At 62.2% G+C, this 26,110-nt stretch carries 19 protein-coding genes and 1 tRNA gene; 15 read left to right on the forward strand and 5 right to left on the reverse strand.

Translation table 11 applies throughout. From position 1 onward, the window contains the following. Window positions 1–431 precede the first annotated feature (431 nt). The 6 genes from ABIB06_RS37150 (at window position 432) to ABIB06_RS37175 (ending at window position 7,938) form a co-directional block, all read left to right on the forward strand. Window positions 432–1,937: an adenylate/guanylate cyclase domain-containing protein gene (locus tag ABIB06_RS37150; RefSeq protein WP_354053230.1), complete on the forward strand. Its 1,506-nt coding sequence runs from the start codon at window positions 432–434 to the stop codon at window positions 1,935–1,937. Window positions 1,938–2,402: 465 nt separating this feature from the next. After that, complete coding sequence (locus ABIB06_RS37155; RefSeq protein WP_354053231.1) at window positions 2,403–2,942, forward strand: hypothetical protein; 540 nt, start codon at window positions 2,403–2,405, stop codon at window positions 2,940–2,942. A gap of 535 nt (window positions 2,943–3,477) precedes the next feature. Then, window positions 3,478–4,044: a hypothetical protein gene (locus tag ABIB06_RS37160; protein WP_354053232.1), complete on the forward strand. Its 567-nt coding sequence runs from the start codon at window positions 3,478–3,480 to the stop codon at window positions 4,042–4,044. Window positions 4,045–4,839: 795 nt separating this feature from the next. Then, entirely contained in the window at window positions 4,840–5,580 is a 741-nt protein-coding gene (locus tag ABIB06_RS37165) for a class I SAM-dependent methyltransferase (protein WP_502916597.1), read from the forward strand. A gap of 451 nt (window positions 5,581–6,031) precedes the next feature. After that, the gene (locus ABIB06_RS37170) at window positions 6,032–7,588 is read left to right on the forward strand and encodes an ISL3 family transposase (protein WP_354053242.1); all 1,557 of its coding nucleotides are present in this window, start codon (window positions 6,032–6,034) and stop codon (window positions 7,586–7,588) included. Continuing rightward, window positions 7,585–7,938, forward strand: coding sequence for a tyrosine-type recombinase/integrase (locus tag ABIB06_RS37175; protein WP_502916596.1), 354 nt, complete (start codon window positions 7,585–7,587; stop codon window positions 7,936–7,938). Before ABIB06_RS37170 ends, ABIB06_RS37175 begins: the two co-directional genes overlap by 4 nt. A 61-nt stretch (window positions 7,939–7,999) precedes the next feature. On the opposite strand, the gene ABIB06_RS37180 is transcribed toward ABIB06_RS37175, so the two are convergent. The 5 genes from ABIB06_RS37180 to ABIB06_RS37200 all read right to left on the reverse strand — a co-directional run bounded on the left by ABIB06_RS37180 (window position 8,000) and on the right by ABIB06_RS37200 (window position 12,515). Beyond that, a tRNA-Lys gene (locus ABIB06_RS37180) sits at window positions 8,000–8,075 on the reverse strand. Window positions 8,076–8,231: 156 nt separating this feature from the next. Then, window positions 8,232–8,855, reverse strand: a complete 624-nt coding sequence (locus ABIB06_RS37185) for a Spy/CpxP family protein refolding chaperone (RefSeq protein ID WP_354053234.1) — start codon at window positions 8,853–8,855, stop codon at window positions 8,232–8,234. 189 nt (window positions 8,856–9,044) lie between these two features. After that, on the reverse strand, window positions 9,045–10,046 hold the full coding sequence (locus ABIB06_RS37190) for a TRAP transporter substrate-binding protein (protein ID WP_247341500.1): 1,002 nt from the start codon (window positions 10,044–10,046) through the stop codon (window positions 9,045–9,047). 221 nt (window positions 10,047–10,267) lie between these two features. After that, window positions 10,268–11,830 carry a 2-isopropylmalate synthase gene (locus ABIB06_RS37195; RefSeq protein WP_247341498.1) on the reverse strand — a complete coding sequence of 521 codons (1,563 nt, stop codon included), beginning with the start codon at window positions 11,828–11,830 and terminating at the stop codon, window positions 10,268–10,270. Window positions 11,831–12,251: 421 nt separating this feature from the next. Beyond that, window positions 12,252–12,515 carry a hypothetical protein gene (locus ABIB06_RS37200; RefSeq protein ID WP_247341496.1) on the reverse strand — a complete coding sequence of 88 codons (264 nt, stop codon included), beginning with the start codon at window positions 12,513–12,515 and terminating at the stop codon, window positions 12,252–12,254. 280 nt (window positions 12,516–12,795) lie between these two features. Here ABIB06_RS37200 and ABIB06_RS37205 point away from each other — a divergent pair, with 280 nt between their 5' ends. The 9 genes from ABIB06_RS37205 to ABIB06_RS37245 all read left to right on the forward strand — a co-directional run bounded on the left by ABIB06_RS37205 (window position 12,796) and on the right by ABIB06_RS37245 (window position 25,976). Beyond that, window positions 12,796–14,034: an SMP-30/gluconolactonase/LRE family protein gene (locus ABIB06_RS37205; protein WP_354053236.1), complete on the forward strand. Its 1,239-nt coding sequence runs from the start codon at window positions 12,796–12,798 to the stop codon at window positions 14,032–14,034. Window positions 14,035–14,575: 541 nt separating this feature from the next. Continuing rightward, window positions 14,576–15,679 carry an NAD(P)/FAD-dependent oxidoreductase gene (locus ABIB06_RS37210; RefSeq protein WP_354053237.1) on the forward strand — a complete coding sequence of 368 codons (1,104 nt, stop codon included), beginning with the start codon at window positions 14,576–14,578 and terminating at the stop codon, window positions 15,677–15,679. Window positions 15,680–15,925: 246 nt separating this feature from the next. Next, window positions 15,926–17,170: an ABC transporter substrate-binding protein gene (locus ABIB06_RS37215; RefSeq protein WP_247442277.1), complete on the forward strand. Its 1,245-nt coding sequence runs from the start codon at window positions 15,926–15,928 to the stop codon at window positions 17,168–17,170. Between the two features lie 91 nt (window positions 17,171–17,261). Continuing rightward, a complete protein-coding gene (locus ABIB06_RS37220) occupies window positions 17,262–18,137 on the forward strand; it encodes a branched-chain amino acid ABC transporter permease (RefSeq protein ID WP_354053238.1) in 876 nt (291 codons plus the stop codon). A 1-nt stretch (window position 18,138) separates the two neighbouring features. Then, the gene (locus tag ABIB06_RS37225; RefSeq protein ID WP_354053239.1) at window positions 18,139–19,065 is read left to right on the forward strand and encodes a branched-chain amino acid ABC transporter permease; all 927 of its coding nucleotides are present in this window, start codon (window positions 18,139–18,141) and stop codon (window positions 19,063–19,065) included. Beyond that, window positions 19,065–20,546 (forward strand): ATP-binding cassette domain-containing protein, encoded by a 1,482-nt coding sequence (locus ABIB06_RS37230; RefSeq protein ID WP_354053240.1) that lies wholly within the window; start codon window positions 19,065–19,067, stop codon window positions 20,544–20,546. The genes ABIB06_RS37225 and ABIB06_RS37230 overlap by 1 nt, the downstream gene beginning before the upstream one ends. Before the next feature lie 37 nt (window positions 20,547–20,583). Further along, window positions 20,584–21,822 (forward strand): ABC transporter substrate-binding protein, encoded by a 1,239-nt coding sequence (locus ABIB06_RS37235; protein ID WP_247341481.1) that lies wholly within the window; start codon window positions 20,584–20,586, stop codon window positions 21,820–21,822. Between the two features lie 173 nt (window positions 21,823–21,995). Beyond that, the gene (gene uvrA / locus ABIB06_RS37240; RefSeq protein WP_354053241.1) at window positions 21,996–24,509 is read left to right on the forward strand and encodes an excinuclease ABC subunit UvrA; all 2,514 of its coding nucleotides are present in this window, start codon (window positions 21,996–21,998) and stop codon (window positions 24,507–24,509) included. A gap of 156 nt (window positions 24,510–24,665) precedes the next feature. Next, window positions 24,666–25,976 carry an ABC transporter substrate-binding protein gene (locus ABIB06_RS37245; RefSeq protein WP_247341476.1) on the forward strand — a complete coding sequence of 437 codons (1,311 nt, stop codon included), beginning with the start codon at window positions 24,666–24,668 and terminating at the stop codon, window positions 25,974–25,976. Window positions 25,977–26,110 lie beyond the last annotated feature (134 nt).

A 26,110-nucleotide genomic window follows, 5' to 3' on the forward strand; every position in this document is an offset into this window, starting at 1 on the left:
CGCCCATTGGGCGTCAGTCAAAACGAATCGGTCCATCCCAAGCTTGAATCACAACCAAGCCCCGATGAGAATCCTGAATCCCAACAGACCCTAGCTCATATGGCGATCAATGTTGACGGAAATGGGCGGGAGGGGCATCTGCCCGGGCCTTGAGCTTATTTCATAGCGTAGCGCCGACGGCCCGCTCTAGACTTCAACTCCAGAACCGCGCTGCACCGCTCTCATGGACATGTTGGACGAAGACCAGACATTGCCTGTTCGATCAAAGTGTCGCATTGCCGACTGATACAGGCCAATAGAGCTGACTTTTCTTATCCGGCTCGGTTCGACTAAAACAATTGGGCAAAAGAGCGTCCGCGTCGATTGTCGCGTGGCTAATCGAATGGCCGACCAACCAGTATTGCCGGCATGGAGCGAGGTATCATACTGATATGCAAGGGCCCTCCCCAGTCAACGAAGACCTCCTGAGTCAGCGCCTCATAGAGCTCGGGTCGGCAGCGAGCTGGGCGCCGCGGATCCTTCCGGATCTCGCAGGTTTTATTCACGCTTCCGGCGACTATGATCTCTTTCGCGTCAATCCTATCCAATACGCGACTGCCAACGGCCTAAGTGACGCCGAAGGAATCGAGCTGTTTGTGCACGCCGCGAAGGTTGGCCTATTCGAGATGGAGTGGCTGCTCATCTGTGCCTACTGTCCGCAGGTCGCAGGCACTTTTCGTGAGCTAGACCAGGTTCATCCACGTTTCCAATGCGAATTCTGCAACGCCCTCAATGAGGCGGCCCTTGACGACTACATTCAGGTCACCTTTACCGTCTCGAGTTCGGTTCGCGACATCATATATCGTCATCCGGACATGCTGTCCGTCCAGGACTACTATCTGCGTTACAACTTCTCCAAGGACTTCAAGCCCCCGCACGGAATGACACACGAGCGACTCGTTGCGGCACTCTCGCGGGGATTTGCCGATATCGAGGCGGGTCAGCGGTTGAACTTGGAATTCGACGTAACAGCCGGCCGTTTCGAGGTGCTCGATCTTAGCCATAAGCTTCTTCTGGTTTTCTTCGCGAACGGTGAACCGGCGGAGCGCCAGGAAACGCTGGTCCAGCTCGAATCGGGCCGGTTCGTAGTTGCGGATCGGCCCACTGGGCCGAGGAATATGATTCTTGGCGACGGACGCTTTGCATTTCGACAGACGGCCGATCTTAGCCCAGGCAAACATATTATCCAGATTGAGAACCGCACCAAGGATCGAGGCCGCTTCTGGTTTCTCCAGTACCCTTCCCAGTTCCAGCCCCATCTGGTCGAGTATGAGCCGTTTCTTTCCGGTAAGCGATTGTTGCTCACCCCCTGCTTCGGCGAACTCTATAAGACCCAACTGGTGGATGAGCGCGATAGTCTAGCCGTTTCCGACATCACCTACCTGTTCACTGATCTAAAGGATTCGACTTCGCTGTACGAAAGCATCGGCGATGTGAATGCCTACTTTCTCGTCCGTCAGCACTTCGACATCTTGAATAAGATAATTAGGAAGCGATCTGGCACGATCGTGAAGACGATCGGTGATGCAGTCATGGCTGGCTTCGAGCGTCCACAGGATGCCGTTCTTGCATCCGTCGAGATGATCGAAGAGCTGTCGCGATTCAACAAAACCGCTTCGCAGCCGCTCGGCCTTAAAATCGGCGTGCACAGAGGCAGGGCCATAGCCGTAAGGCTCAACGACCGGATCGACTACTTCGGACAGGACGTGAATATCGCCGCCCGTGTGCAAGGTCTAGCCGGTGTCAACGAAATATGCCTGACAGAAATGGTGATGGAGGCTCCCGGAGTCAGTGACATCGTCAAAGGATGCCCGGCGTCGCGCGACTACCAGAACTTGAAGGGCATCGGGCAGAAAATGGAAATACATCGGATCAAAATTCCTCCGGCGCAGAAATGAACGGCCGCGCGCGTCCTGCGCAGCGGCAGACCGGATCTCGGCTGCCGGTTTGTGCGCCGATTTCGCGCTGCGGCGGTGGGTGCCTGTTTATCCCGGGCGGACGACGCCACCAGACATCAGCGTGTTTGCGTTCCCAAGCCGCGGGATCGTTCGGGTATCCAATGTTATGGAGGAAGTCGGCCTTCGGGTGATTAGGCTCGCTCCAGGAGCCGCACACGTAAGCAGCGCAACATTCGCATTTGTACGCCATCGAAGCCATTAGTTTGCAAGTGAGCGGAGGTGACGCCGACCTTTGCGTCCCTGAGAGAGCGAATCCTCTCCACGCCCTTAGGCTCGGCTCCCTCGGTCAAATGGCGTCGCTACTGCATCGCAACATCGCTAATAACCACGTTTCCGTTTTTAATCTATCTTTAGCGATCGACTAAGAATTCCGGTTTCAAGGTCGTCTCAAATGGGAGGCGACCCATGCCGTTGATGAAATATTTCGGGTTTGTCGGCAGCGCCCTTGTCCTATTGCTGATCGGATTGGGGTGGTGTTTGCCGCAGCAAGTGGCGGAACCTACCGGTGGCTCCACCGACAGGCCAGCCATAAGAATCGCCTCGGCCGAACGGTTACCCGAGCGGGTCATTATCGACACGAGTTTGCCGACGATTGTCTCGCCGCCGAGCGTACTGGAGTTTGCTGAACGATGGCCACAAGCAGCTGTTGCAGCTGTCGTCCCGCCTCCCAGGACAACGACTCCGGCGCCGGTTGGTGACGTAGCGATAAGGCCGAATCTCGCAAACCGAGAACGTTCGAAAAAGGTTGCTGTTCATCATGCAGCGTCAAAAACGAATATCGAACCTTCGAGGAACGACAAAGCCATGACTCCACCTGCAGTCGCTGAATTGTCTCTGTTGGACAGCTTGAAGGAAGGGTTGGGGCAAGCGCAGGAAAAACTGATGGCAAGCCTCGAACCCCTGGCTGCCAACGCTTCGAAGTCCCGGCTCGAAAAACGGCGATGATGTTACTACCGAACTTCGTCGTTGGGCGCTGACCGCGATCGCACCTACAGAAATGCCGAACACGACAGATGAGGCACCCGAAGGGGAGCAAGCGTTCCTCGAGCGAGATACTGCACCAGCACGAGGCTGTGTTTTCCAGCCTGCGAGCGCACCGATCCCGACGATCTATCGGAGGGGTCCGTCGTCGAACTGAAGCGCGCAACCAATGACGACGGCTGAGGGGATCATTTGATGATCTCGTCTCCGTCGCCAACAAGGTGACTGGGGGAGCGATGAATAGGAGATGCGGCGCCATGCACAATGTTTTCCTTGGCATCACTTTCGCCGGAGCCCTGGTGCTCGTCTTAGTCTCTCTTGTCGCACTTCAAAGGATAATCGAGTGATCGCCGCCTGACGATCCGTTGCACTGCTTGCGAGACCCTTTGGCCTGTCGCGGTTTCTTCCAAGTGTGTGAGCCATCTCTCACAAGATTGCGTCGAGTCTGGCGTAAGTTCGGCGTGTAGGTCGCCTTCCGCAAGCCATCGTGGAGATCGAAATGGCCAAAAATCCAACGGGCTCTGCAAGTGACCGTCTCCCGCATCCGTTCAGCGAATTGCTCGCCGCCGCCACCGTACCGCCGCAAGCCGAGTTCCTCGTGCACAGCGTGAAGGTCGTGTGCGGCAGACAAACCGAGACGAACTGCTGCTGTACCGCAGGCGCCCGGCCGGGCGTGTACGCGACCGAGGTCAACATTCAAAATATCACCGGTCAGCCGGCGCAGGTCGCGAAATTCTTCGTACCCTTGATCAACGCGGGCGCGGTTATTGGGCGCGAGCCCAAATTCGCCGATCCAGCCAAAATCTCTCAGCGCACTGGCGAGCTCATCACCCTTCCACCGCTGGCGGCGACGATGGACGATTGCTGCCACATCGCGGAGTTGCTGCTCGGCGGCCCCCCAAGCGGAGAGTCGGCGCTCACGATCGGCTATCTCACGATCGGGAGCTTCTTCGAGTTGGCCGTCTCTGCGGTCTACACAGCGACCCCCCTGAGCGGGGACGGGATTAGCATTGACGTCGAGTACATTCTGCCGCGGCGCCTCGGACGTGGCCCGGGTCAAGGCTGAAAACGGCCTGACAGAACAAAGGTCCTTGCGAGGTGTTGGTCGCCCTTTGCGCACGCATGGGCGGTCTTCCTTGCCAAGGAAATCCGCCTGCGGCGCAAGCGGGTCCCGGGCCTTGACGGATTCGGTCGCTGACGCATTTGGCATCTCGCGAGCAAGCATTCAGCTTCGTTTGAAGAACATCCGAGCCGCTGCGCGAGCAAGAACGGAGATTCGCAAATCAGATGTTATGGAAGAAGTCGGTCAACGATCCGGTGCGGGCAAACCTGGGCGCACGCTGGGATCGCAAGCTGCAGCAGCGCACTAAGTCCGCCTCGCTCTATATGCGCGGGCTGAGGATGTCCCCCTTGTCCTGTAACGGACATTGATGGCCTTGACCCAGTGCGGCGCCATTGGGTTGATAGGATTGCTCTCAGGTGTGATGGTGGGCGTGCCGGCCATCGCTCGTGTGCTGCAACTCTGGCTCGGCCTCTGCGGCAGTCCGTCCGAGTGGCCGTAGACGTACATGTTTCTCGCGATGCTGATGTGTTTGTCGTTGGGGCGCCGGCCGTAGCCTCGGCTTTGCTGTTTGGCTGCGCGGCAAAGCCCGAGTCATGCGCGAGGAAAAAGGGCCCGATCAGCGGGTTCCTGCATATTGCGGGCTAGTGATTTTCTGACGCAGTAGCTAAAGCGCAAGGCGCATGGATGGAGTTGCCCGTCACGATCAACCTCATTGACATCACGGTGGGCTCGTATCTTGAGCTCACAAGAACCGGACGACCGCGCCTAAACCGGCTGGGAAAGCTTGGCAGGCCTGTGATGGCACTGGTCCGTGCAGCGACGCTGTTTGTGGCGTTTTCCGCAGCTCGCGCAGCCGCCGCCGACATCGGTCCTCTGGCTCCCCCCGGGGTCGCGGCAAAGGAGTTTCCCTCGCCTCAGCGCCCTGTTGCGCGGATCGTCAGCCCACGCCGCTCTGCCGAAGAGCTCCGCGACGCCCTGAATGAAGCCGGCCAAATCGTCCGTCTTCTTGAACTGAAGCCAGGCATGACGGTCGGCGACATTGGTGCAGGCAGTAGCTACCACACGGTCAGGCTCTCCCACCTCGTGGGGGCCGCGGGCTCTGTCGTTGCCCAGGACGTCACGCGCGATTACCTCATCGAGCTCGCCAAGCGAACGGAGCTCCTGAAGTTGACCAACGTCAAATTCGCGCTCGGCGAACCGCACGACCCGCGCCTACCCGCTTCCTCGCTGGATGCCGCAATCCTTGTGCACATGTATCACGAGATAGCCCAACCCTATGCCTTTCTCTACAATCTCATACCCGCCTTGAAGCGGGGTGCGCGAGTCGGAATTGTCGACCTCGAGCTCCCGACGTCGAAGCATGGGACGCCTATTGAGCTCTTGCGGTGCGAACTGATGGCAGTCGGCTACGGCGCGGTCGCCACATATGAGCTCGCAGGGGGCGGCGGATACCTGGCGGTGTTCTCTCCGCCGGAGGAAGCCCGTCGAACATCTCCCCGGGATATCGTCGCTTGTGAGTACCATACCGGCGCGCGCTGACACGTGATGGACGCCGGCAGCCCGTCTCTGAAGCCACGATCTGGGAACCCGCGACGGATTCAAGCCGACTACATCCCGATCGGGACATTAGCGTCGGGGCCCGCCGCGCGGTCGCCCCGGCGGGCCCTCACTTCTTTTTCTAATGGCGGTCACCTTCCACAGCGCGGTGCCATTGGATACGTCGGCTTCCGCGTAGATTGGACTGGCTGGCGCCTGCCCGGACTTTTGCTAGGGCGTGTACTCATAACGCGCAGAAGTCCGATCTTGGAGGCTAAGCGGAAATGTCCCGCTCGGTCAGAGCATTACCGTTCTTGACCCATAGGTGACCTATTGGGCCGTGCGTGACCCATCTGCGCGCCCTCATGTCAATCGGCTTGCAACTTTGGCTCTGACTCACTTTTGATGAAGTTCAGGCGCCGGCTCGCGTTGGTTTCACAAGGGAATCAACATGATGCAGCGAGCCCTGCGACCGTCGGCCCTGATCCCTCCTGGGTTTGACGTGGAGAGCGCCGTCTGTGATGGCGCCACGACCGTGATCACCGTCCGTCCCAGGAGCGACAAGAGTCTGTGTCCCGGATGCGGAGCCAGTTCCGGGCGAATTCATAGCCGATATCAACGATGTCTTACCGATCTGCCGCTGGCGGGGCGGCCGGTTCGCCTGGTGGTCGTGGCGCGTCGCTTCCGCTGCTTCACCGTTATGTGCAGTCGACGTATTTTCACCGAGCGGTTCGATGACGGGGCTCTGGCGCCGTGGGCGCGGCGAACGGCGCGGCTCGATCTTCTGGTCCATCACCTTGGGCTTGCCCTGGGTGGCCGCCCGGCCGCAAGTTTTGCCCGTCGACTTATGCTGCCCGTGAGCAACGATACATTGCTTCGGGTCGTGCGAAGGCGCGGTTGCCAGCCCTTTGCTGTGCCGAGCGTGATCGGTATCGACGACTGGGCCTGGCGGCGCAATCAGCGGTACGGAACAATCATCTGCGACCTCGAGCGGCGACGACCGATCGCGCTGTTGCCCGACAGAGAGCCCGCTACGGCACAGGCTTGGCTGGCGGGGCAGCCGCAAATTGCTGTGGTCGCGCGCGATCGCGGCGGTGGTTACGCCCTTGCTGTAGCCAAGGCGCTCCCGCAGGCCACCCAGGTTGCTGACCGCTGGCATTTGATGGAGAACGCCAGCCACGCCTTCCTCGATGCGGTCCGCAAATCCATGCGCCAGGTTCGTGTGGCGGTCGGCGCCGCCACAATTAATCCTGCCTTGCTCACTTCCGCCGAGCGCATCCAGTACGAAGGCTATCTACGGCGTGAGGACACCAACGCGGCAATCTTCAGACAGGCTGAGACGGGTGTCTCCATAAAGGAGATCGTGCGACTTACGGGACATAGCCGGGGCCTCGTTCGCAAAGTTCTGCGAGGTCAGCGAACGGATGTGTTCAGGGTGCGCGAGAGCTCACTCGAGCACCATCTGCCATGGCTCGACGCCCAGTGGGCTTCAGGCCATTATAACGGAGCCGACCTGTGGCGTCGCCTTAAGGTGCTAGGCTTTAGGGGCTCTGAGCGAGTTGTTAGAGAGTGGACGACACGCCGTCGGCGCGCCGAAACGCCCGATGTTCAAAGTATACAGCGCGTGCCGTCTGCCAGAACCATCGCCCGCCTGATGACCAATGGCCGCGATGCGCTATCAAAGTCTGAGACCGTTACCATCGCGGCGATCGAGAAGGGCGTTCCTCTGCTGGTGGAAGCTCGCGAAATCATCATCGCTTTCCACGCCATGATCCGCAAGAAGACTCACGTGGATCTTGATCCATGGCTGGAACGAGCATGCGCAAGTCTCGTCGCATCCTTCGCCAACGGCATCACCAATGACAAGGCCGCCATCAACGCTGCGATTACAACATCTTGGTCTAACGGGCAGACCGAAGGTCAGATTACCAAGCTCAAGCTCGTCAAGCGTCAGATGTACGGGCGCGCCAAGCTCGATCTTCTTCAGGCGCGCTTGATCGGCGCTACATGATCACCAATGCACCAAAATTGCGTCAGAGCCAATATTGCAGGCCGAATGACAGCCGGGGGCCGCTTATCCTCACGAACACGCTGGGCCGGCCCTGGACGTCCGATGGCTTTCGCACGTCGTGGGGAAAGGCTTGCGAGCGTGCCGGTATCGACGGCCTGACGTTTCATGATTTGCGCGGCACGGCGGTGGTTCGCCTTGCGATCGCAGGCGCCAGCGTACCGCAGATCGCGGCCGTCACCGGTCATTCGTTGAAGGACGTCGAGTCCATTCTCGATGCGCACTACCTCGGTCGCGACATTCAGCTCGCAGAAGCTGCGGTGCTCAAGCTCGAAGCGAGAACAAAACTGTAAACGGTGGTGTAAACGGCGCTGGTTTTGCCGCTTGCTCAAACCGCTAAGTGTTTGATTTGTTTGGTGGGCGCACCAGGGCTCGAACCTGGGACCCGCTGATTAAGAGTCAGCTGCTCTACCAACTGAGCTATGCGCCCGAAAGGCGGTCAATGCCTTGCGAGGTCGGTCGTTTAGCAAAGCGATCCCGGTCTGGCAAGCGATGCAGCGAAGGTTTTTCCACAGTCCTCAGAAAGCGAAAAGCCGCTGGATTCCAGCGGCTTCGCCAAGGTTGATCCCGGACCATACTTGAAGGCTTAGAGCCGCCCCTCGCGGTCCCGGTCCGGGCCGCTGTCGCGGTCGAAACGGTCACGGTGGAAGTGGTCCATGCCGCGCTCCATCATGCGGTCCATGCCCCGTTCCATGAAGTGGCGGCGCGGGCCGTCTTCGCCGCTGCCGAACGGGCCGCGGTGACGAGTCAGTACGGCGAGGCGCCGCTTCTGGCCCTCGTCCAGGGTCTTGTAGAGCGGATCGGCTGCATCGGCGATCTTCTTCAGGGCCGCCGAGCTCGTGCCCATGTCCTCGGCGCGCTGGCGCAGTCGGGCGATTGGATCCTCGGGCTTGTCGGCATCCTTGTTAGCGTCCTTGCCGGCATCGCCGGGGCCGGCATTCATCCGCGCATTGGCGCGGTCGATGCGCAGCTTGGCGAAGTCGCGCACCGCACTCTCGACCGGCGGCCACAGCTTCTCCTGGTCCGCGCTAAGCTTCAGTCCGGCATGGACGGCCGCGATCCGCGCGTCGACGAAAGCGGCGCGGTCTTCCGGATTCATGCGCATGTGGCGCATGTGCTCGTGCATCCACGGGCGATGATATTGGGCATAGACCGCGCCCGAGCCGGCGATGCTGAGCACGGCGATGGCGGCGATGGTAAACTTCCTCATACGAACCTCCTTGGAAGGACGCCCTGAAGATGAGGGTCGCAAGGCTGACGCGCAACTTACAAGTTGGACAGAGAGAGCCTTCTTACTCCCCTGAATGTCCATTCAGATGCAGACTGAAACGATTTGCAACAAAAAAGGGGGCTTCCGTGCGGTCTGCTCGGAAGCCCCTTCATTCACCGTCGATCCGGGTCAGTTCGTCGTGCTCTTCGCTTCCTTCTGGAACTCGTCGATCAGCGGCTGGCCGATGCGGCCTGCGGCGTCTTTGTAGACCGCCTCCATGGCCTTGCGCATCGCCTCGTCCTGCTCCGGCGTGAGCTTGATGATCTCGCTCTTGCCGCTCTTCTTGATCTCCGCCAGCGCGGCGTCGTTCTCCTTCTGCGACTGCGTATTGTTGAAGTCGGTCGCTTCCTTCATCGCCTTCGAGAGCTGGTCGCGAATGTCGGCCGGCAGATCGTCCCAGAACTTCTTGTTCACGATCACGACGTAGCCGATGTAACCGTGGTTGGTCTCGGTGATGTACTTCTGCACCTCGTGCATCTTCTGGGTATAGATGTTCGACCAGGTGTTCTCCTGCCCGTCGACGACGCCGGTCTGGAGCGCCTGGTAGACTTCCGAGAACGCCATCACCTGCGGCAGCGAGCCGAGCGACTTGAACTGGGCCTGGAGCACGCGCGAGGACTGGATGCGGAACTTGACGCCCTGATAGTCCGCCGGCGTCACCAGCTTCTTGTTGGCGCTCATCTGCTTGAAGCCGTTGTCCCAATAGGCCAGCCCGGTGATGCCCTTGGAGTCCAGCAGCTTGAGCAGCCGAAGGCCGAGCGGGCCTTCCGTCACCTTCCGCAGCGTCTTCAGGTCGGGAAGGATGTAGGGCAGATCGAACACCTCGAATTCGCGGATGCCGAGCGGGCCGAACTTGGAGTTGGACGGCGCCAGCATCTGCACGCTGCCGAGCTGAAGCGCCTCGAGCTCTTCCTTGTCCTTGTAGAGTGTCGAGTTCGGATAGATCTCGACCTTGACCTTGCCGCCGGTGTACTTCTCGGCAAGCTCCTTGAATTTCTCCGACGCCTTGCCCTTCGGCGTGTCGGTGGCCACGACGTGGCTGAACTTGATGATGATCGGCGATTGCGCCGATGCCGGCCCGGTCAGCGCCAAAGCCGCAATCGATGTCGCAGCCAAAATGAGTTTCCGCATGCTTCCTCCCCCCATGTTCTATGGGGCACGGACCGCCGGCCCCCGGGACTTGAACTCTTGGGGGCAGATTTATAGGGAAGCACGCCAAGGCGCCATTGCCCCTTAGCAGGGGCCTCCTTGCAAAAATGCGGTACCCGGAAAGAAGCGCCCGCACTGGACGATGAACGAAAAACGCGGCACCGAGGCGCCGCGCTTTTGCAGATTGGCCGCGAGAATGAGCGTCAGCTCGCCGCTGCCGTCGTCACCGTGTCGCGCTGGCGCTTCATGACGATCTTGTTCAGCGCGCCGAGATAGGCCTTTGCCGAGGCAACCAGCGTATCCGGATCCGCCGCGCGCGCCGTCATTGCACGTCCCTCATGCGACAACCGCACCGAGACCTCGGCCTGCGCGTCGGTGCCTTCGGTCACCGCATGGACCTGGTACAGCTCGAGCTTGGCTTCGTGCGGCACCAGGCGCTTGATGCAGTTGAACACCGCGTCAACCGGACCGTTGCCCTCGGCCTCCTCGATCCTGATCTGGCCGTCGACGTCGAGCTTCATGGTCGCGCGCTGCGGGCCATGGGTGCCGGCGATCACGGTCAGCGAGGTCAGCTTGATGCGGTCATGCGAAGCCGCCATTTCCTCGTCGACCAGCGCCTCGATGTCCTCGTCGTAGATGTCCTTCTTGCGGTCGGCCAGCGCCTTCATGCGCGTGAACGCATCTTCCAGCTGGTTCGGACCGAGCTTGTAGCCCATCTCCTCCAGCTTGTGCACGAAGGCGTGGCGGCCGGAATGCTTGCCGAGTACCAGCGAGGACTGCTTCAGGCCGACCATCTCCGGCCGCATGATCTCGTAGGTCGAGGCGTCCTTCAGCACGCCGTCCTGGTGGATGCCGCTTTCATGCGCGAACGCGTTCCGGCCGACGATGGCTTTGTTGTACTGCACCGGGAACGAGGTCGCCGCCGACACCACTTTCGAGGCGCGGGTGAGCTGCGTGGTGTCGATCTTGTTCCACCACGGAAACTTGTCGTTGCGGACATTGATCGCCATCACGACTTCTTCCAGCGCGGCATTGCCCGCCCGCTCGCCGATGCCGTTGACAGTGCATTCGATCTGGCGCGCACCGCCGGCGATGCCGGCCAGCGAATTCGCAACAGCCATGCCGAGATCGTTATGGCAGTGCACCGAGAATACCGCCTTGTCCGAATTCGGCACGCGCTCGATCAGCGTGCGCATGAAGTGGGTGTATTCCTCGGGCGTGGTGTAGCCGACGGTATCCGGAATGTTGACCGTGGTGGCGCCGGCCTTGATGACGGCCTCCACAATCCGGCACAGATAGTCCATCTCGCTGCGGGTGGCGTCTTCGGCCGACCATTCGACGTCATCGATCTGGTTGCGGGCGCGCGCGACCATGGCGACCGAGGTCTCGAGCACCTGCTCCGGGGTCTTGTTCAACTTCACCCGCATATGCAGCGGCGAGGTCGCGATCACGGTGTGGACGCGGCCGCGCTTGGCGAATTTCACCGCCTCGGCGCAACGGTCGATGTCGGCGGGATGCGCGCGCGACAGGCCGGCAATCACGGCGTTCTTGGAGCGGCGGGCGATCTCGCTGACCGCCTGGAAGTCGCCTTCAGAGGTGATCGGGAAGCCGGCTTCGATGACGTCGACGCCCATCTCGTCCAGCATCTCGGCCACCTCGATCTTTTCCTCGAAGGTCATGGTGGCGCCGGGGCACTGCTCGCCATCGCGCAGGGTGGTATCGAAAATGATGACGCGGTCCTTCTCGGACTTGTTCACGGTAGCCATTTCAAATTTCCTTTTGAGCTTCTGCGCCATCAGTTTTCTGGGCGCTTGAGGTGTCCGGTGATCTCGACCAACCCCTGAGCGCCCAGGCGCATGGCGCCCAGCCGGCCCTCAGGGGCAAGTAAGAAGAAGCCCGCCAATAAGGAGGGAGGGCAGCAGCGCGGCCGGGATCGTGGCGGCGGCCAGAGCCACCTCCCCCGAAATCCCATCGATTTGGCCGCGAATCAGCATTGCCAGACCCTGTTGAGCCCTCAAATCCTCGGTCAAAACCGTTGACGGTTGGTTGCCGGGGGCTCGATCGGCCGTTTCTAGACGAAAAATAGGAGCAACTGCAACGCCAAAAGATGGACAGAAAGGCTGACGTGATTGCAGCGCGGGCGATATCACCAGATGTGCTGCAAGTGCTTGCGCCTTCCGCCGGTAGCTATCCCGTGCGGCGAGCGCGAGCCCTGGTCTCCCAGCGGTCCAGCATCTGACCCAGCTCGCCGGTCGCGACCGGCGCGGCTTTATCGGCGTTCGCGACCTCGTTGGTGTTGGCCGGCGCGTTGGCACCGAGCCACTCCGGCTCGGAGTACTCGCGCCAGCGGCGCGCCTCAGCTCGCCTTTTGCGGGAGACGTGGTCGCGGGTGAAATAGCCGGCCGCAAATGCAATCCCGAGCAGCAAAACCAGTACGACGACAGCGACCACGGCGAACTCCGACTTTACACCCCGAGTGACGTTCTGCCAGCGTCGCGCAGGAGGTCAAGGCTTGACATGCTCCACAGTTTGGCAACGCTCCGAAGGCGTTCCGGGGAAGCCGTCACGCGGGGACGAATTTGTCGTTTCCATGTTCGACGTTCCCACGCTTTTGCCGGCCCGATATCACGCGAAGGATGCGTACCTCCCCCTCGCAACCGTCATCGGACCGGACTAACTTGCCCTGCTCGGCCGGATCAACCGGCTAGCCGAACATGACCGGGAGGACGCGATGACACGCCAGGAAGCTCGTGACCACGAGCAGCGTGACCAGGATGCTGCGCTTTCACGACGAACACTCGTTCAGGGGCTCGCGCTGGGTGCTGCCGCCACAATGGCCGGCGCCGGCTCCGCGCTGGCCCAGACCGGACCCGCCGCACCGCCGACGACGATCACCACCCCGCCACGCGATTTCGGTCCCAACGGTGCCCCGACCACCTATTTCTGGGATCCCGACATCATTGCGGTCGATCCGTCCTTCAACGATCTCGCCCAGCCCAACACGGCGATCAAGCGTCTCTATACGGGCGTGCTGTGGGCTGAAGGCCCGGCGTGGAGTGCACAAGGCCGCTATCTGCTGTGGAGCGACATTCCCAACAACCGGCAGATGCGCTGGAGCGAGGACGACGGCCGCGTCAGCGTGTTTCGTTCGCCGTCCAACAATTCCAACGGCAACTCGTTCGACTTTCAGGGCCGCCAGCTCTCCTGCGAACATTTGACCCGGCGGGTGACGCGCTACGACCACGACGGCACCGCGACCGTGCTTTGCGACAATTACAACGGCAAGAAGCTGAACTCGCCTAACGATGTCGTCGCGCATCCCGACGGCAGTTACTGGTTTACCGATCCACCCTATGGCGGCCAGCTCTACGAAGGTGAGCCCGATGCCGCAGGCGGTCCAACCAACTCCGGCGGCAAGCTCAATCCGCGGATCGGCCAGCCGGCCGGCTTCGTGCCGGGCAAGCGCGAACTGCCGACCAATTGCTATCGCATCGATCCCTCGGGCCGTGTCGATCTCGTCGTCACCGAGGAGCAGGTGCCAGATCCGAACGGCCTGTGCTTTTCGCCGGACTTCAAGAAGCTTTACGTCGTGTCGACCGGCAAGGGACCCGGCGACACCGGGCCCGGCGGCAAGGGCGAGATCTTCGTGTTCGACGTTGGCGGCGACAACAAGCTCACCAACCAAAAGCGGTTCAGCGAGTGCGTGATCGACGGCGTGAAGTGCGGGCCGGACGGCGTGCGCTGCGACGTCAACGGCAATGTCTGGACCGCCAGCAACGCCGGCCGCGCCGTCGGCTACAGCGGCGTGACGGTGTGGTCGCCGGACGGCAAGCTGCTCGGCCGCATCCGGCTGCCCGAAGTGTGCGGCAACATCTGCTTCGGTGGCCCCAAGCGCAACCGTCTCTTCATGGCCGCGAGCCAGTCGCTCTATGCGGTATATACGGCCACGCAAGGCGCAGGGCCCGGCTGAGCCCGCGCGAGAGATCGCAAGCACGGGCGTCGGCGTGGACCGCCGGCGCCCGATTGCTTTCCGCGGGTGCGATCTGCACAAATAACGGTCACGAGGACCGCGGCGAACTTGCGCGTTGTGACAGCAGTACGACCCGTGCGCAAAGTCGCGGTTCCCTGATCGCAATCAAGTTACGCCTCGAGCAGATCTCCGCCATCAATCCAACGAAGACTGAATTGCACGGCCAAGCCGCAGTGCGGCGCGAAGGCATGCTGCTCTTCGTTCCCGCGCTTGAACCGGGAGTTGCGCGATGCGCCGTATGCCAAACGACACCATCATCGTCAGCGTTGGGACCCAGCAATTCGTGACTGAGTTTGGAGACCCGGGCCTGCCGACAATGACGTCGTCATTGCATCGATGGGAACAGATCGTCCGCCGCGTTCAGCGGAGACTCTGGTAGTTCCATGAGCGATCATGCGCATGGCGGCTGGAGGGGGTCCATACCGCGGATCTCCATGCGAAGGATTTCATTGTGTAGAGGGAATTGTGTAAGAGGGAATTCATGCGCGTTGTGATCTGCGGCGGCGGCGTGATCGGGGCCTGCACCGCCTGGTTTCTCCGCCGCCGCGGCATCGACGTCATCGTCGTGGAGCGGACAGACGTCGCGGCCGCAGCATCAGGCGAGGCGGGCGGCTTCCTCGCGCGCAACTGGTGCGAGGGCTCGCCGCTCGATGCGCTGGCGCGACGGAGCTTTGCAGTTCATGCGCAACTGCCGGAAGAGATCGCAGGCGATTGGGGCTATCGTCCGATGACCGCTTATGGCGGCTTCGTTGCTGCCGATGGCCATCCGCGCCGGGATGCACCCTCCGCGCTCGGCTGGCTCAGCAACGGCGTCATCATCGCACAGCGCATCGGCACGAGGGAGACCACCGCGATCGTTCACCCCAAAAAATTCACCTCAGCCGTGATGAACGCGGCGCTCGCGCAAGGCGCCGAGCTTCGCCCCGGCAACGTGGCCGGTATCATGCGCGATGCGGACGGCACGACCGCGACGGGCGTCGAGGTCGACGGCCGCACCGTGGAGGCGGACGCCGTCGTGATCGCGATGGGACCATGGTCGCTGCTCGCCGCGCAATGGATGAGCCTGCCCGCCGTCTTCGGCCAGCGCAGCCCGAGCATCGTGTACGACACCGGCACGGATGCTCCGGCCGATGCGCTGTTTCTGGAGTCTGAAGAGAATGGCAGCGCCGTGTCAGTCGAGGTCTTTCCTCGCGCTGACGGCAGCACGCATATCACCGCTCTCTCCGACTTCGCGCCGCTTCCGCTCGATCCGGCCGCCGTGACGCCGGACCACGACGCAATCGCGCGCCTGCAAACCATGTCCGAGCGGCTGTCGCCGCTGTTCCGCTCCGAGAGGATCATTGCGCGGCAGGCTTGCTTCCGGCCGCTGACACAGGACGGCCTGCCGCTGATCGGCCGGGTACCGCAGAGCGACGGCCTCTATGTTGCGACCGGGCACAATGTGTGGGGCATCCTGAATGCACCCGCCACGGGCGAGGCAATGGCGCAACTGATCGCCGAGGGTGCGACGCGCAACGTCGACATCTCGCCCTTCGATCCCGCGCGGCTCGAGCCTCTCGATCCGTCGCTGCTGCGAGCGCGCTGAGCCAACGCGACGGCATCGCAATTCAACGATCCGGTTGCTGGGCGCGATAGCAGCGCATGCCTACCGACGAAATCTGCATGCCTGCGCGTGAAACGGGTCCGGCAGCTCTCCCGCTATTTGCGCAGCGCTAGACTTTAGTTCGTCTGTCGCAATCCTGAACGCGGTTTCACTTGCCGAGAATGCCTCCGCCGGTATAGTTGCCGACATAATGGCTCACAAGAGGCCTTTTCAAAGGGAGAGAATAACATGAAGAAACGACTCTCTGTAGCATTGCGAATATCGCTCGGTGCGGCCGCGGCCGGTGCGTTGATGACGGCGTCAGGCGCGGCACTTGCCGCCGATCCCATCAAGATCGGCGTGATCGCGGAAGCGCAGGCGATTGCCGGCGCCTCCATCCCTCAGGCGGCACAGCTTGCCGCCGACGAGATCAACGCCACTGGCGGCGTCGACGGCCGCAAGATCGAGATCATCGGATACGACAATCACTCCTCCTCGGCAGATTCAGTGCGCGCGTTCCAACGCGCGGTGAACGAGGACAAGGTGCAGGTCGTCATCGCCAGCTACATCAGCGAGGTCGTGCTGGCGCTGGAGCCCTGGGCTTCGCGGCTGAAAACGCCGTTCGTGACGCCCGGTGCTGCTTCCAACGAGATCAGCAAAAGCGTCCACGCCGATTACGAGAAGAACAAGTATACGTTCCACGGCTATCTGACGTCAGCGGCACTGGCGCTCTCGGTTTGCGACGGCGCCAAGGACCTCCTCGTCGACAAGATGCACATGAAGACCGCCGTCATCATGAGCGAGGACGCTGCCTGGACCAAGCCGCTCGACGTCGGCTACGAGGAATGCCTGCCCAAGATCGGGCTCAAGGTGCTCGATCACATCCGCTTCTCGCCTGATACCACCGACTTCACGCCGATCTTCAACAAGATCGAGGGCTCAAAGCCCGACGTGATCATCACCGGTATCTCCCATGTCGGCGTGCAGCCGACGGTGCAGTGGAAGAACCAGCAGGTGCCGATCCCGATGTTCGGCATCTCGTCGCAGGCCACCAACGAGACTTTTGGCAAGGATACCAACCAGGCCGCTGAAGGCGTGCTCTACCAGGGCGTTTCCGGGCCCGGCGTCGCGGTGACGCCGAAGTCGGTGCCGTTCGCAGAAGCCTTCAAGAAGAAGTTCGGCAACTATCCCTCCTATGCCGGCTACACCTCTTACGACGAGGTGTACTACATCGCCGATGCCGTGAAGCGCGCCGGCTCGACCGACGCCGACAAGCTCGTCGATGCGCTCGAGAAGACCGACTGGGAAGGCACGATCGGCCGCGTCCAGTTCTACGGCAAGGACGATCCGTTCACCCACTCGATCAAATACGGCAAGGGCCTGATCACCGGACTGATGCTGCAATGGCAGGACGGCAAGCAGAGCGCAGTCTGGCCCAAGGATGTCGCCAAGGTCGACGTCAAGTTCCCGAGTTTCATCAAGCTCTCGAACTAGCCGGAACAGCTCCCGGGACCACTTCCCGGGAGCTTCCACACGCGGCTTTCCGCAGCACGTTCCTCCAGCAAGATCGTCTGGCCAATCATAGATGCGAGCTTTCCAGATTCTGATTGATGGCTTTGCCATCAGCGCTCTCTACGCTCTCGGTGCCACCGGCTTCACACTGATCTTCGGTGTCTCTGGTGTGCTCAACCTCTCCCACGGTGCCATCATGGTGGCGGCAGCGGTGGCGGCCTGGGCCGCCGCCAGCATCCTCAATGTCGGCACCTATGCTGGCGCACTGATCGGCGTCGGAGTTGCCCTCCTTACAGCCTTTGCCACCTATTTCGCAGTGGTGAAGCCGATCCAGGACTCCCGGCGCATACCGAATGAAGAGAAGGAGATCTTCGTCCTCACCGGCACGCTGCTGTGGGGGATCATGATCCAGGAGGTGATCGCTTATTTCTTCACCAACAACGCCAAGACCGTGCTGCCGATCGTCGATGGCGTCGTCGAGATCCTCGGCGTCCGCACACCCAAGAACGAGATCTTTACCGCGATCGTGTGCTGCTTCGTCATCGCGCTGTTGTGGCTCCTGGTGAACCGCACCCGCACCGGAAAGGCGGTGCTGGCGGCATCGATGAACCCGCGCGGCGTCACCCTGCTCGGGCTCGAGCTCACCAACATCTATGTCGTGGTGTGGGCGATCTACGGCATCCTCGCCGGCATCGCCGGCGTGCTGCTCGGAATGTTCCTCGGCGTCAGTTCCTACAGCGTCGGACCGCTGACGGCGAGCGCATTCTCGATCGTCGTGCTCGGCGGTCTCGGCAGCGTCTCCGGCTCGCTGATCGCGGCCTTCGTGGTCGGCTATCTCGAAACTCTCACGGCCTATCTGGTCTCGCCGGCCTATCGCACCATTCCGGCGCTGCTGCTGCTCGTGTTCGTGATGTACATCCGGCCCCAGGGCCTTCTGGGGAGGCGCTGAGATGGCCAGCTTCTTTACGACACGCCTGTTCTTCATCTCGCTCACGCTCGTCATCATCGCGGCGACGCTGCCGCTCTACGTCTCCGGCTACGTGCTCGGGCTGCTCACCGTCGCGTTCTATTTCGGCGTGTTCGCGATGGCCTGGGACCTGCTGTTCGGCTTCGCCGGCGAGGTTAATTTCGGGCCGACCTTCCTGATCGGCGTCGGCGCCTACACCGCCGGCATCCTGAACGCCCAGTTCGGCTGGTCGGTTTATCTCTGCATCGTGCTCGGCGCACTCGCCTCCGTGATCGCCGGCCTCGTGCTGGCGCTACCGGCACTTCGGGTGCGCGGACCGTATTTCGGCCTGACCACGCTGGTCGCGGTGCTGATGCTGCAGAATTTCATCGTGGTGTTTGCCGATCTCACCGGCGGCGAGATCGGCCTGACCATCCCGGATGTCATCACCATCAACGCCGGCGCCAACTACTGGATCGCGCTTGGCTTCATGACGATTTCGGCCGCGATCCTCTACGGCCTGTCGCAATCGCCGGTCGGGCTGGTGCTGCAGGCGAGCGGCCAGGACCCGGTGCAGGCCGGCGCGCTCGGCTTCAACATCGTCAAGCACAAGCTTGCCGCCTTCATCGTCAGCGCGTTCTTCTCAGGGTTGTCAGGCGCGCTGCTGGTGTTCTACTTCGGCACCGCCTCGGTCGGCACCGTGGTCGACGTCGCGGTCGGCGTCAACGTCATCGTCTCGGCCGTACTGGGCGGCCGGCGCACGGTGCTTGGCGCGGCGCTGGGCGCGATCTTCCTGATCGTCGCCGGCGAATTCCTCCGGCCGACCGGTGAGCTCGCGACCTTCATCGTCTCGGCGGTCGCGCTTCTCGTCGTGCTGTTCTTCCCCGGCGGCTTCCTCGGAGCGGCTCTCTCGCGTGAGGCGCGCTCGTGATGGATATGAAGACTTCAAACCGGGCCGTGCTGGAAGTCCGCGGCCTGACCAAGCGCTTCGGCGGATTGACGGCAGTCAAGAACCTCGGCTTCGAGGTCAATAGCGGCGAGATTTTTGGCTTGATCGGGCCGAACGGCTCGGGCAAGTCGACCGCGATGAAGAGCGTGATGGGCATCGAGCGCCCGACCGCCGGCGAAGTGATCTTCGAAGGCGAGAACGTCGCCGGCCTTCCCGCGCACAAGATCGCGCGCAAGGGCTTTGGCATGGTGTTCCAGCACTCGCGGCCGCTGAACCGGCAGACGGTGCTGGAGAACATCATGGTGGCGCTGCTGCCGGACAGCCTGTTCATGCTGTTCCCGGACAAGGCGCTGGTCGAGCGCGCCAAATGGATCGCCGACCGCGTCGGTTTGGGCGCCGTCATGAACCGCCGCCCGCCGACGCTGCCCTTTGCCGACCTGCGCCGGCTCGAGCTTGCGAAAGCGATCGCGCGTGATCCGAAGGTGGTGCTGGTTGACGAACCCTTCGCTGGCCTGACGCGCGGCGAGGTCGACGTCTTCTCCGACCTGATCCGCAGTTTTCGCGACGAAGGCCGCGCGGTGATGCTGGTCGACCACAACGTCAAGAGCGTCGCGGCCCTGGTCGACCGCGTGCTCGCGATGTATCTCGGCGAGGAGATCGTCACCGGCAAGGCCGAGGACGTCATGAAGAACGAGACCGTGCGCCGGGTCTATCTCGGCGGCGCTATCGAGACCCACGCGCGGCCCGAGACCAGCTTTAAGGACAAGGTGCCGCTGCTCCAGGTCGAGAATGTCAGCGTGTTCTATGGCAAGGCGCAGGCGCTGGAGAACGTCTCGATCCACGTCCACGAGGGCGAATTCGTCTCGATCGTCGGCCTCAACGGCGCCGGCAAGACCACGCTGTTCAACACCATCTCCGGCTTCCTGCCTTATAGCGGCGAGATCGCGCGCGGAGGCGAGAAGCTGCGCGGCACGACGCCGGCCAAGATCGCGCGCAGCGGTCTTGTGCAGTGCCCGGAATCGCGAGAACTGTTCGGCGAGATGAGCGTTCGGGAAAACCTCGATCTCGGCGGTCAACATCTGACCGACGACAAGCGCGCGACGCAGCTCGCCTGGCTGTTCGAGCTGTTCCCGATCCTGAAGGAACGCCAGGGCCAAATGGCTCAGACGCTCTCCGGCGGCGAGCAGCAGATGCTCGCGATCGGCCGCGCGCTGATGATGCAGCCGCAGATCCTGATCCTGGACGAGCCAACGCTGGGCCTCGCCCCCGTCATCCTCGAACTCCTGTCCAAGGCGTTAACGAAACTGCGGCAGACGACGTCGATCACGGTGCTGCTCGGCGAGCAGAACGTGACTTTCGCGCTTCCACATGCCGACCGCGTCTATGTGCTCGAACATGCAAGGATCGTCTGGGAGGGCGATCCCGGCCGCTTCGCCGCGGAGGCTGGCGCCGATTTCCTGTAATTCACAGCCCAACAACAAAACAAGAAGGGAAACGACCATGCGACTATCTACGATTCTCGGCAGCAGCCTCCTCACCTCTGCGCTGGCGCTGTGCCTCGCCGCCCCCGCCTACGCGCAGTCGAATGATCCGATCAAGATCGGCGTCATCGCCGAAGTGCAGTCGATCGCGGGCGCCGCGACGCCCGGCGGCGCGCAGATCGCCGCCGACGAGATCAACGCCAAAGGCGGCATCCTCGGCCGCAAGATCGAGATCGTGACCTACGACAACAAGAGCTCCTCGGCGGACTCGGTGCGCGCCTTCCAGCGTGCCGTGAGTGAGGACAAGGTGTCGGCCGTGATCGCGAGCTATATCAGCGAAGTCGTGCTGGCGCTCGAGCCCTGGGCGGCGCGGCTGAAGATGCCGCTGATCACGCCCGGCGCGGCCTCGAACGAGATCACCAAGGCGATCCACAACGACTACGAGAAGAACAAGTACACCTTCCACGGCTATCTGACCTCGGCGGCGCAAGCCCAGCTCGTCTGCGACGCCGCCAAGGACTTGCTCGTGGACAAGCTCAAGTTCAAGACGGCCGCTATCATGAGCGAGGACGCGGCCTGGACCAAGCCGCTCGACGTTGGCTACGAGGCCTGCCTTCCGAAAGCAGGCCTGAAGGTCGTCGAGCATGTGCGGTTCTCGCCCGACACCACCGACTTCACCCCGATCTTCAACAACATCGAGGGCAAGAAGCCGGACGTGATCGTCACCGGCATCTCTCATGTCGGCGTGCAGCCGACGGTGCAGTGGAAGAACCAGCAAGTGCCGATCCCGATGTTCGGCATCAGCGCGCAGGCGCTGAGCCCGACTTTCTGGAAGGACACCAATGGTGCCGCCGACGGAGTGCCGTCGCTGGCGGTCGCCACGCCCGACGTCGCCGTGACCTCCAAGACAAAGCCGTTCGCGGCGGCGTTCCAGGCCAAGTTCGGCTCGCCGCCGGCCTATACCGGCTACACCGCCTATGACGAGGTCTACTTCATCACGGAGGCGATCAAGCGCGCGGGCTCGACCGATCCCGACAAGATGGTCACCGAGCTCGAAAAGACCGACTACGAGGGCACGATCGGCCGCATCCAGTTCTACGGCAAGGACGACGAGTTCACCCACGGCATCAAGTCCGGTCCCACGACCGTATCCGGTCTGGTCTTCCAGTGGCAGGACAGCAAGCAGATCGTGGTCTGGCCCGAGAAGATCGCGGAGGGCAAGCTGAAGTTTCCGAGCTTCGTGAAGCTGTCGCAGTAGCACTGCGGGCTGGGCGCCGGGCTCGGTACCGAGCGCCCCATCACCCTTGCAAGGCCCGTCGCTTCAACTGCGACGGGCCTTCGCTTTGTGCAGAACGCAGCTGGTGCGCTGGCATCGGAGGACCCATCCTGCGATCTTGCCGTTAACCTCCTATGCGCGGCTGGAACAGCCAGATGGACGACCGATCAAGACAACCCGATAGACTGATGCAGGACGACGGCTTCGTTCGTGTGCGAGGCGCGCGTGAGCACAACCTCAGGAACGTCGACGTTCGCATTCCCCGCAACGCCCTCGTCGTGTTCACGGGCGTGTCGGGATCAGGGAAATCCTCGCTCGCCTTTGGAACGATCTATGCCGAGGCGCAGCGTCGCTATCTGGAATCGGTGTCGCCTTACGCGCGGCGCCTCTTCCACCAGATGCAAATCCCTGAGGTCGACGACATCGAAGGCCTGCCGCCCGCCGTAGCGCTTCAGCAGCAGCGCGGCGCGCCGACGACGAGGTCGTCTGTCGGCAGCGTGACCACCATCTCGAACCTGCTCAGGATGCTCTACTCCCGTGCCGGCGATTACCCGCGCGGGCAACCGATGCTCTACGCGGAGTCGTTTTCCCCGAACACGCCGGAGGGCGCGTGCCCGACCTGCCACGGCATCGGCAGGATGCTCGACGTCACCGAAAAATCCATGGTGCCCGACGACACCAGGACCATCCGCGAGCGCGCCGTCGCGGCCTGGCCGAGTGCCTGGCAGGGGCAGAACCTCCGGGACATCCTGACGACGCTCGGTTACGACGTGGACAAGCCCTGGCGTGAGCTGCCTAAAAAGAACCGCGACTGGATCCTGTTCACTGAGGAGCAGCCGACCGTTCCAGTCTATGCCGGTTACACTGCGGCCGAGGTCAAACGAGCCCTTCGCCGCAAGGAGGAGCCGAGCTATCAGGGCACTTTCACCGGCGCACAGCGCTACGTGATGCAGACCTATGCCAAGTCGGAGAGTGCGATGATGAAGCGCCGCGTCGCGCAATTCATGATCACCCAGGACTGCCCGACCTGCCACGGCACGCGATTGAAGCCTGAGGCGCTCAAGGTCAAATTCGCCGGCCTCAATATCGCCGAGATGTCGCATCTGCCGCTCAAGCAGCTGCAGGAGGTGATAAAGCCGTTCGCAAGGGCATCGACGGAAGGCGCATCGGAGAAGGCCATCGTCGCCAGGCGCATCAGCGAGGATCTGTCGGCGCGACTAGCCGTCCTGCTCGATCTCGGCCTCGGCTATCTCGCCTGCGAACGCAGCACGCCGACGCTGTCCCCGGGCGAGTTGCAGCGGCTGCGACTTGCGACGCAGGTCCGCTCCAACCTGTTCGGCGTCGTCTACGTGCTCGACGAGCCCTCCGCAGGCTTGCATCCCGCCGACACCGAAGCGCTGCTGCGGGCGCTGGACCGGCTGAAGCACGTGGGCAATTCAATCTTCGTGGTCGAGCACGAGATCGAGGTGATCCGGCATGCCGATTGGCTGGTGGATGTCGGCCCTGACGCCGGCGAAGGCGGCGGGAGCATCCTCTACAGTGGGCCAGCCGGTGGGCTTGGCCAAATCGAACAATCGCGAACCGCTCGTTATCTCACGCATCCACGAAAGCCGCTGCCGACGGTCCGTCGCGCGCCGAAGGGGCATCTGAAGGTCAGGGGTGTGACCCGCAACAATCTTCGCGGCCTCGACGTCGATATCCCACTGGGCGTTATCGCCAGCGTGACCGGCGTGTCGGGCTCCGGCAAATCGAGCCTGATCAGCCAGTTTCTGGTCGATGCCGTAGCGGAGCATCTCGGCCATACACGTGCCGCGGAAGCGGACGACGACAGCCTGGCACCCACGGTCGAGACATTGGGCGGCAAGATTGTTGGCGGCCTCGACCAAGTCGATCGCCTCGTCGTGGTGGATCAGAAGCCGATCGGCCGCACGCCGCGATCCAACCTAGCGACCTATACCGGCCTGTTCGACCATGTGCGCAGGCTATTCGCCGCGACGCCGCAGGCAAAGTCCCGCCGCTACGATGCCGGACGCTTCTCCTTCAATGTCGCGAAAGGCCGATGCAGCACCTGCGAGGGTGAAGGATTTGTCTGCGTCGAGCTTCTGTTCCTGCCCAGCGTCTATGCGCCCTGCCCGACCTGCAAGGGCGCGCGCTACAACGACAAGACGCTCGAGGTGAAGATCCGCGGAAACTCCATCGCGGACGTGCTGGCGATGCGCGTCGACGAGGCCTTCGAATTCTTCCGCGAAGATCCAACACTGAACCGCTCGCTATCGGTCGTCCGCGAGGTCGGCCTCGGCTATATCCGCCTTGGCCAGTCCGCCACCGAATTGTCGGGCGGCGAAGCCCAGCGCATCAAGCTCGCGACCGAGCTCATGCGGCCGCAACGCGGTCACACGCTCTACGTCCTCGACGAGCCGACCACCGGTCTTCATCCGCTGGATATCGAGCGGCTGATCGCCCAGCTCGATCGGATCGTGGAGGCCGGCAACAGCGTGATCGTGGTCGAGCATGACATGGATGTCGTCTCTCACTGCGACTGGATCATCGACCTCGGCCCCGGCGCCGGTGACGAGGGCGGCCGTATCGTGGCATCGGGGACACCGCATCGGATCGCCGAAGCCGGCGGGAAGACCGCAAATTACCTTGCCCGTCGCTTGAAACAGTAGCGCACGATCTCATCGCCACTCATTTCGCAATTGCGTTCTGCGCCGCGGAGGAGGGACCCCGACTTTCGCCATGTTGACTTTCCGCCGTCCCGCTCCCCATACTTCGCAAAAAGATAAGCAAGACCAGTCATCGGACGGTTTTTGAGGGAGGATAGGATGCCGACTTCACGCAGGCAGCTGCTGAAGAGCTCGGCGGCTGCTGCCGCCGCACTCAGCCTCGATTGGACAAGGGCCCAGGCGCAAGCCGAGAATTTGCGCATCGGCCTGATCTACGACCTCACCGGCCCGTTCGCCGCCGGCGGCTCGGTCGCCTCCTCGGTCGGCGCACAGATCGCCATCGACCTCGTCAACGAAAAAGGCGGCATCGGCGGCAAGACCAAGATCGTGCCGGTCGCGGCAGACTCGCAGAGCAAGGCCGATGTCGCGATCAACGAGGCCGAGCGGCTGATCAGCCAGGAAAAGATCGACATCATCAACGGCGTCTATTCCAGCGCGCATGCGGTGCCGATGGCGGCAAAGGTCGAGCAGCAGAAGAAGATCCTCTGGATCACGACCGCGGTGTCGACCGCCGTGTTCAAGGACAAGAACCTGCAATATGTCTTTCGCGCGCAGATCCATTCCGACCAATATGGACAGGCCTTTGCCGGCTTTATGAGCGAGCACGCCAAGGCCAAGCTCGGCATGGAGCCAAAGGACGTCAAGATCGCGTTGATCCACGAGGACGGCCCTTACGGTGTTGGCGTCGCCGCCGCAGACGAGGCCTATGCGAAAGAAGCCGGACTTCAGATCGTGCTGAAAGAGGGTTATTCGGCTTCGGCCCCGGATTTGTCGGTGCTGGTCACAAAAATCAAACGCGCCAAGGCCGACGTGATTTCGCATGCCGGCTACAACCCCGACATCACCCTGTTCCTGCGCCAGGCCCGCGAGAGCGGCCTGCGCTTCAAGATGCTGTTCGGCGCGGGCGCCGGCTATAGCCAGCTCGACAAGCTGCGCGCGACTTTCGGCGCAGACATCGACAATTTCTGCAACATCGATCCGGTGCCGGCGCAGCTGCTCGATCCGGCGAAGCTTGCGCCTGGAATCGGCGATCTGACCAAGACCATGGTCTCGCGCTACCAGACCAAGACCGGCGCGACCGACGTGCCGCCGCACTGCTCGATGGGTTTCAACCAGACCTGGGTGCTGCTCAACAACGTGCTGCCGGTCGCCAAGGAAAAGTACGGCAGTTTCGAGCCGGATGCCATTCGCAAAGCCGCGCTCGACGTCGACATCCCCGCCGGCGGCACCATCCAGGGCTACGGCGTGAAATTCTTCCCGCCCGGCACGCCGCTTTCCGGCCAGAACGAACGCTCGACGCCGGTCGTGATGCAGAACGCCGGCGAGCACATCTCGGTGGTGTGGCCGACGAACATCAGGACGCAAGACCCGGTATTCCCGCTGCCGAAGGGGTCGACTTACGGGACGTAGGATTGAAGCCGCGCAGACGGTGCGTCCCTCTCCCCTTGTGGCTATCCGATTCACACATCGGCCATTCGCAGTGAGGCGCCAAATTTGATGCGCTGGAGGGCTTCGAGCCCCAAGCGCATGGTTTTTGGTCCCGG

It is taken from the genome of Bradyrhizobium sp. LB8.2 (assembly GCF_040548035.1).
Classification (GTDB): Bacteria; Pseudomonadota; Alphaproteobacteria; order Rhizobiales; family Xanthobacteraceae; genus Bradyrhizobium.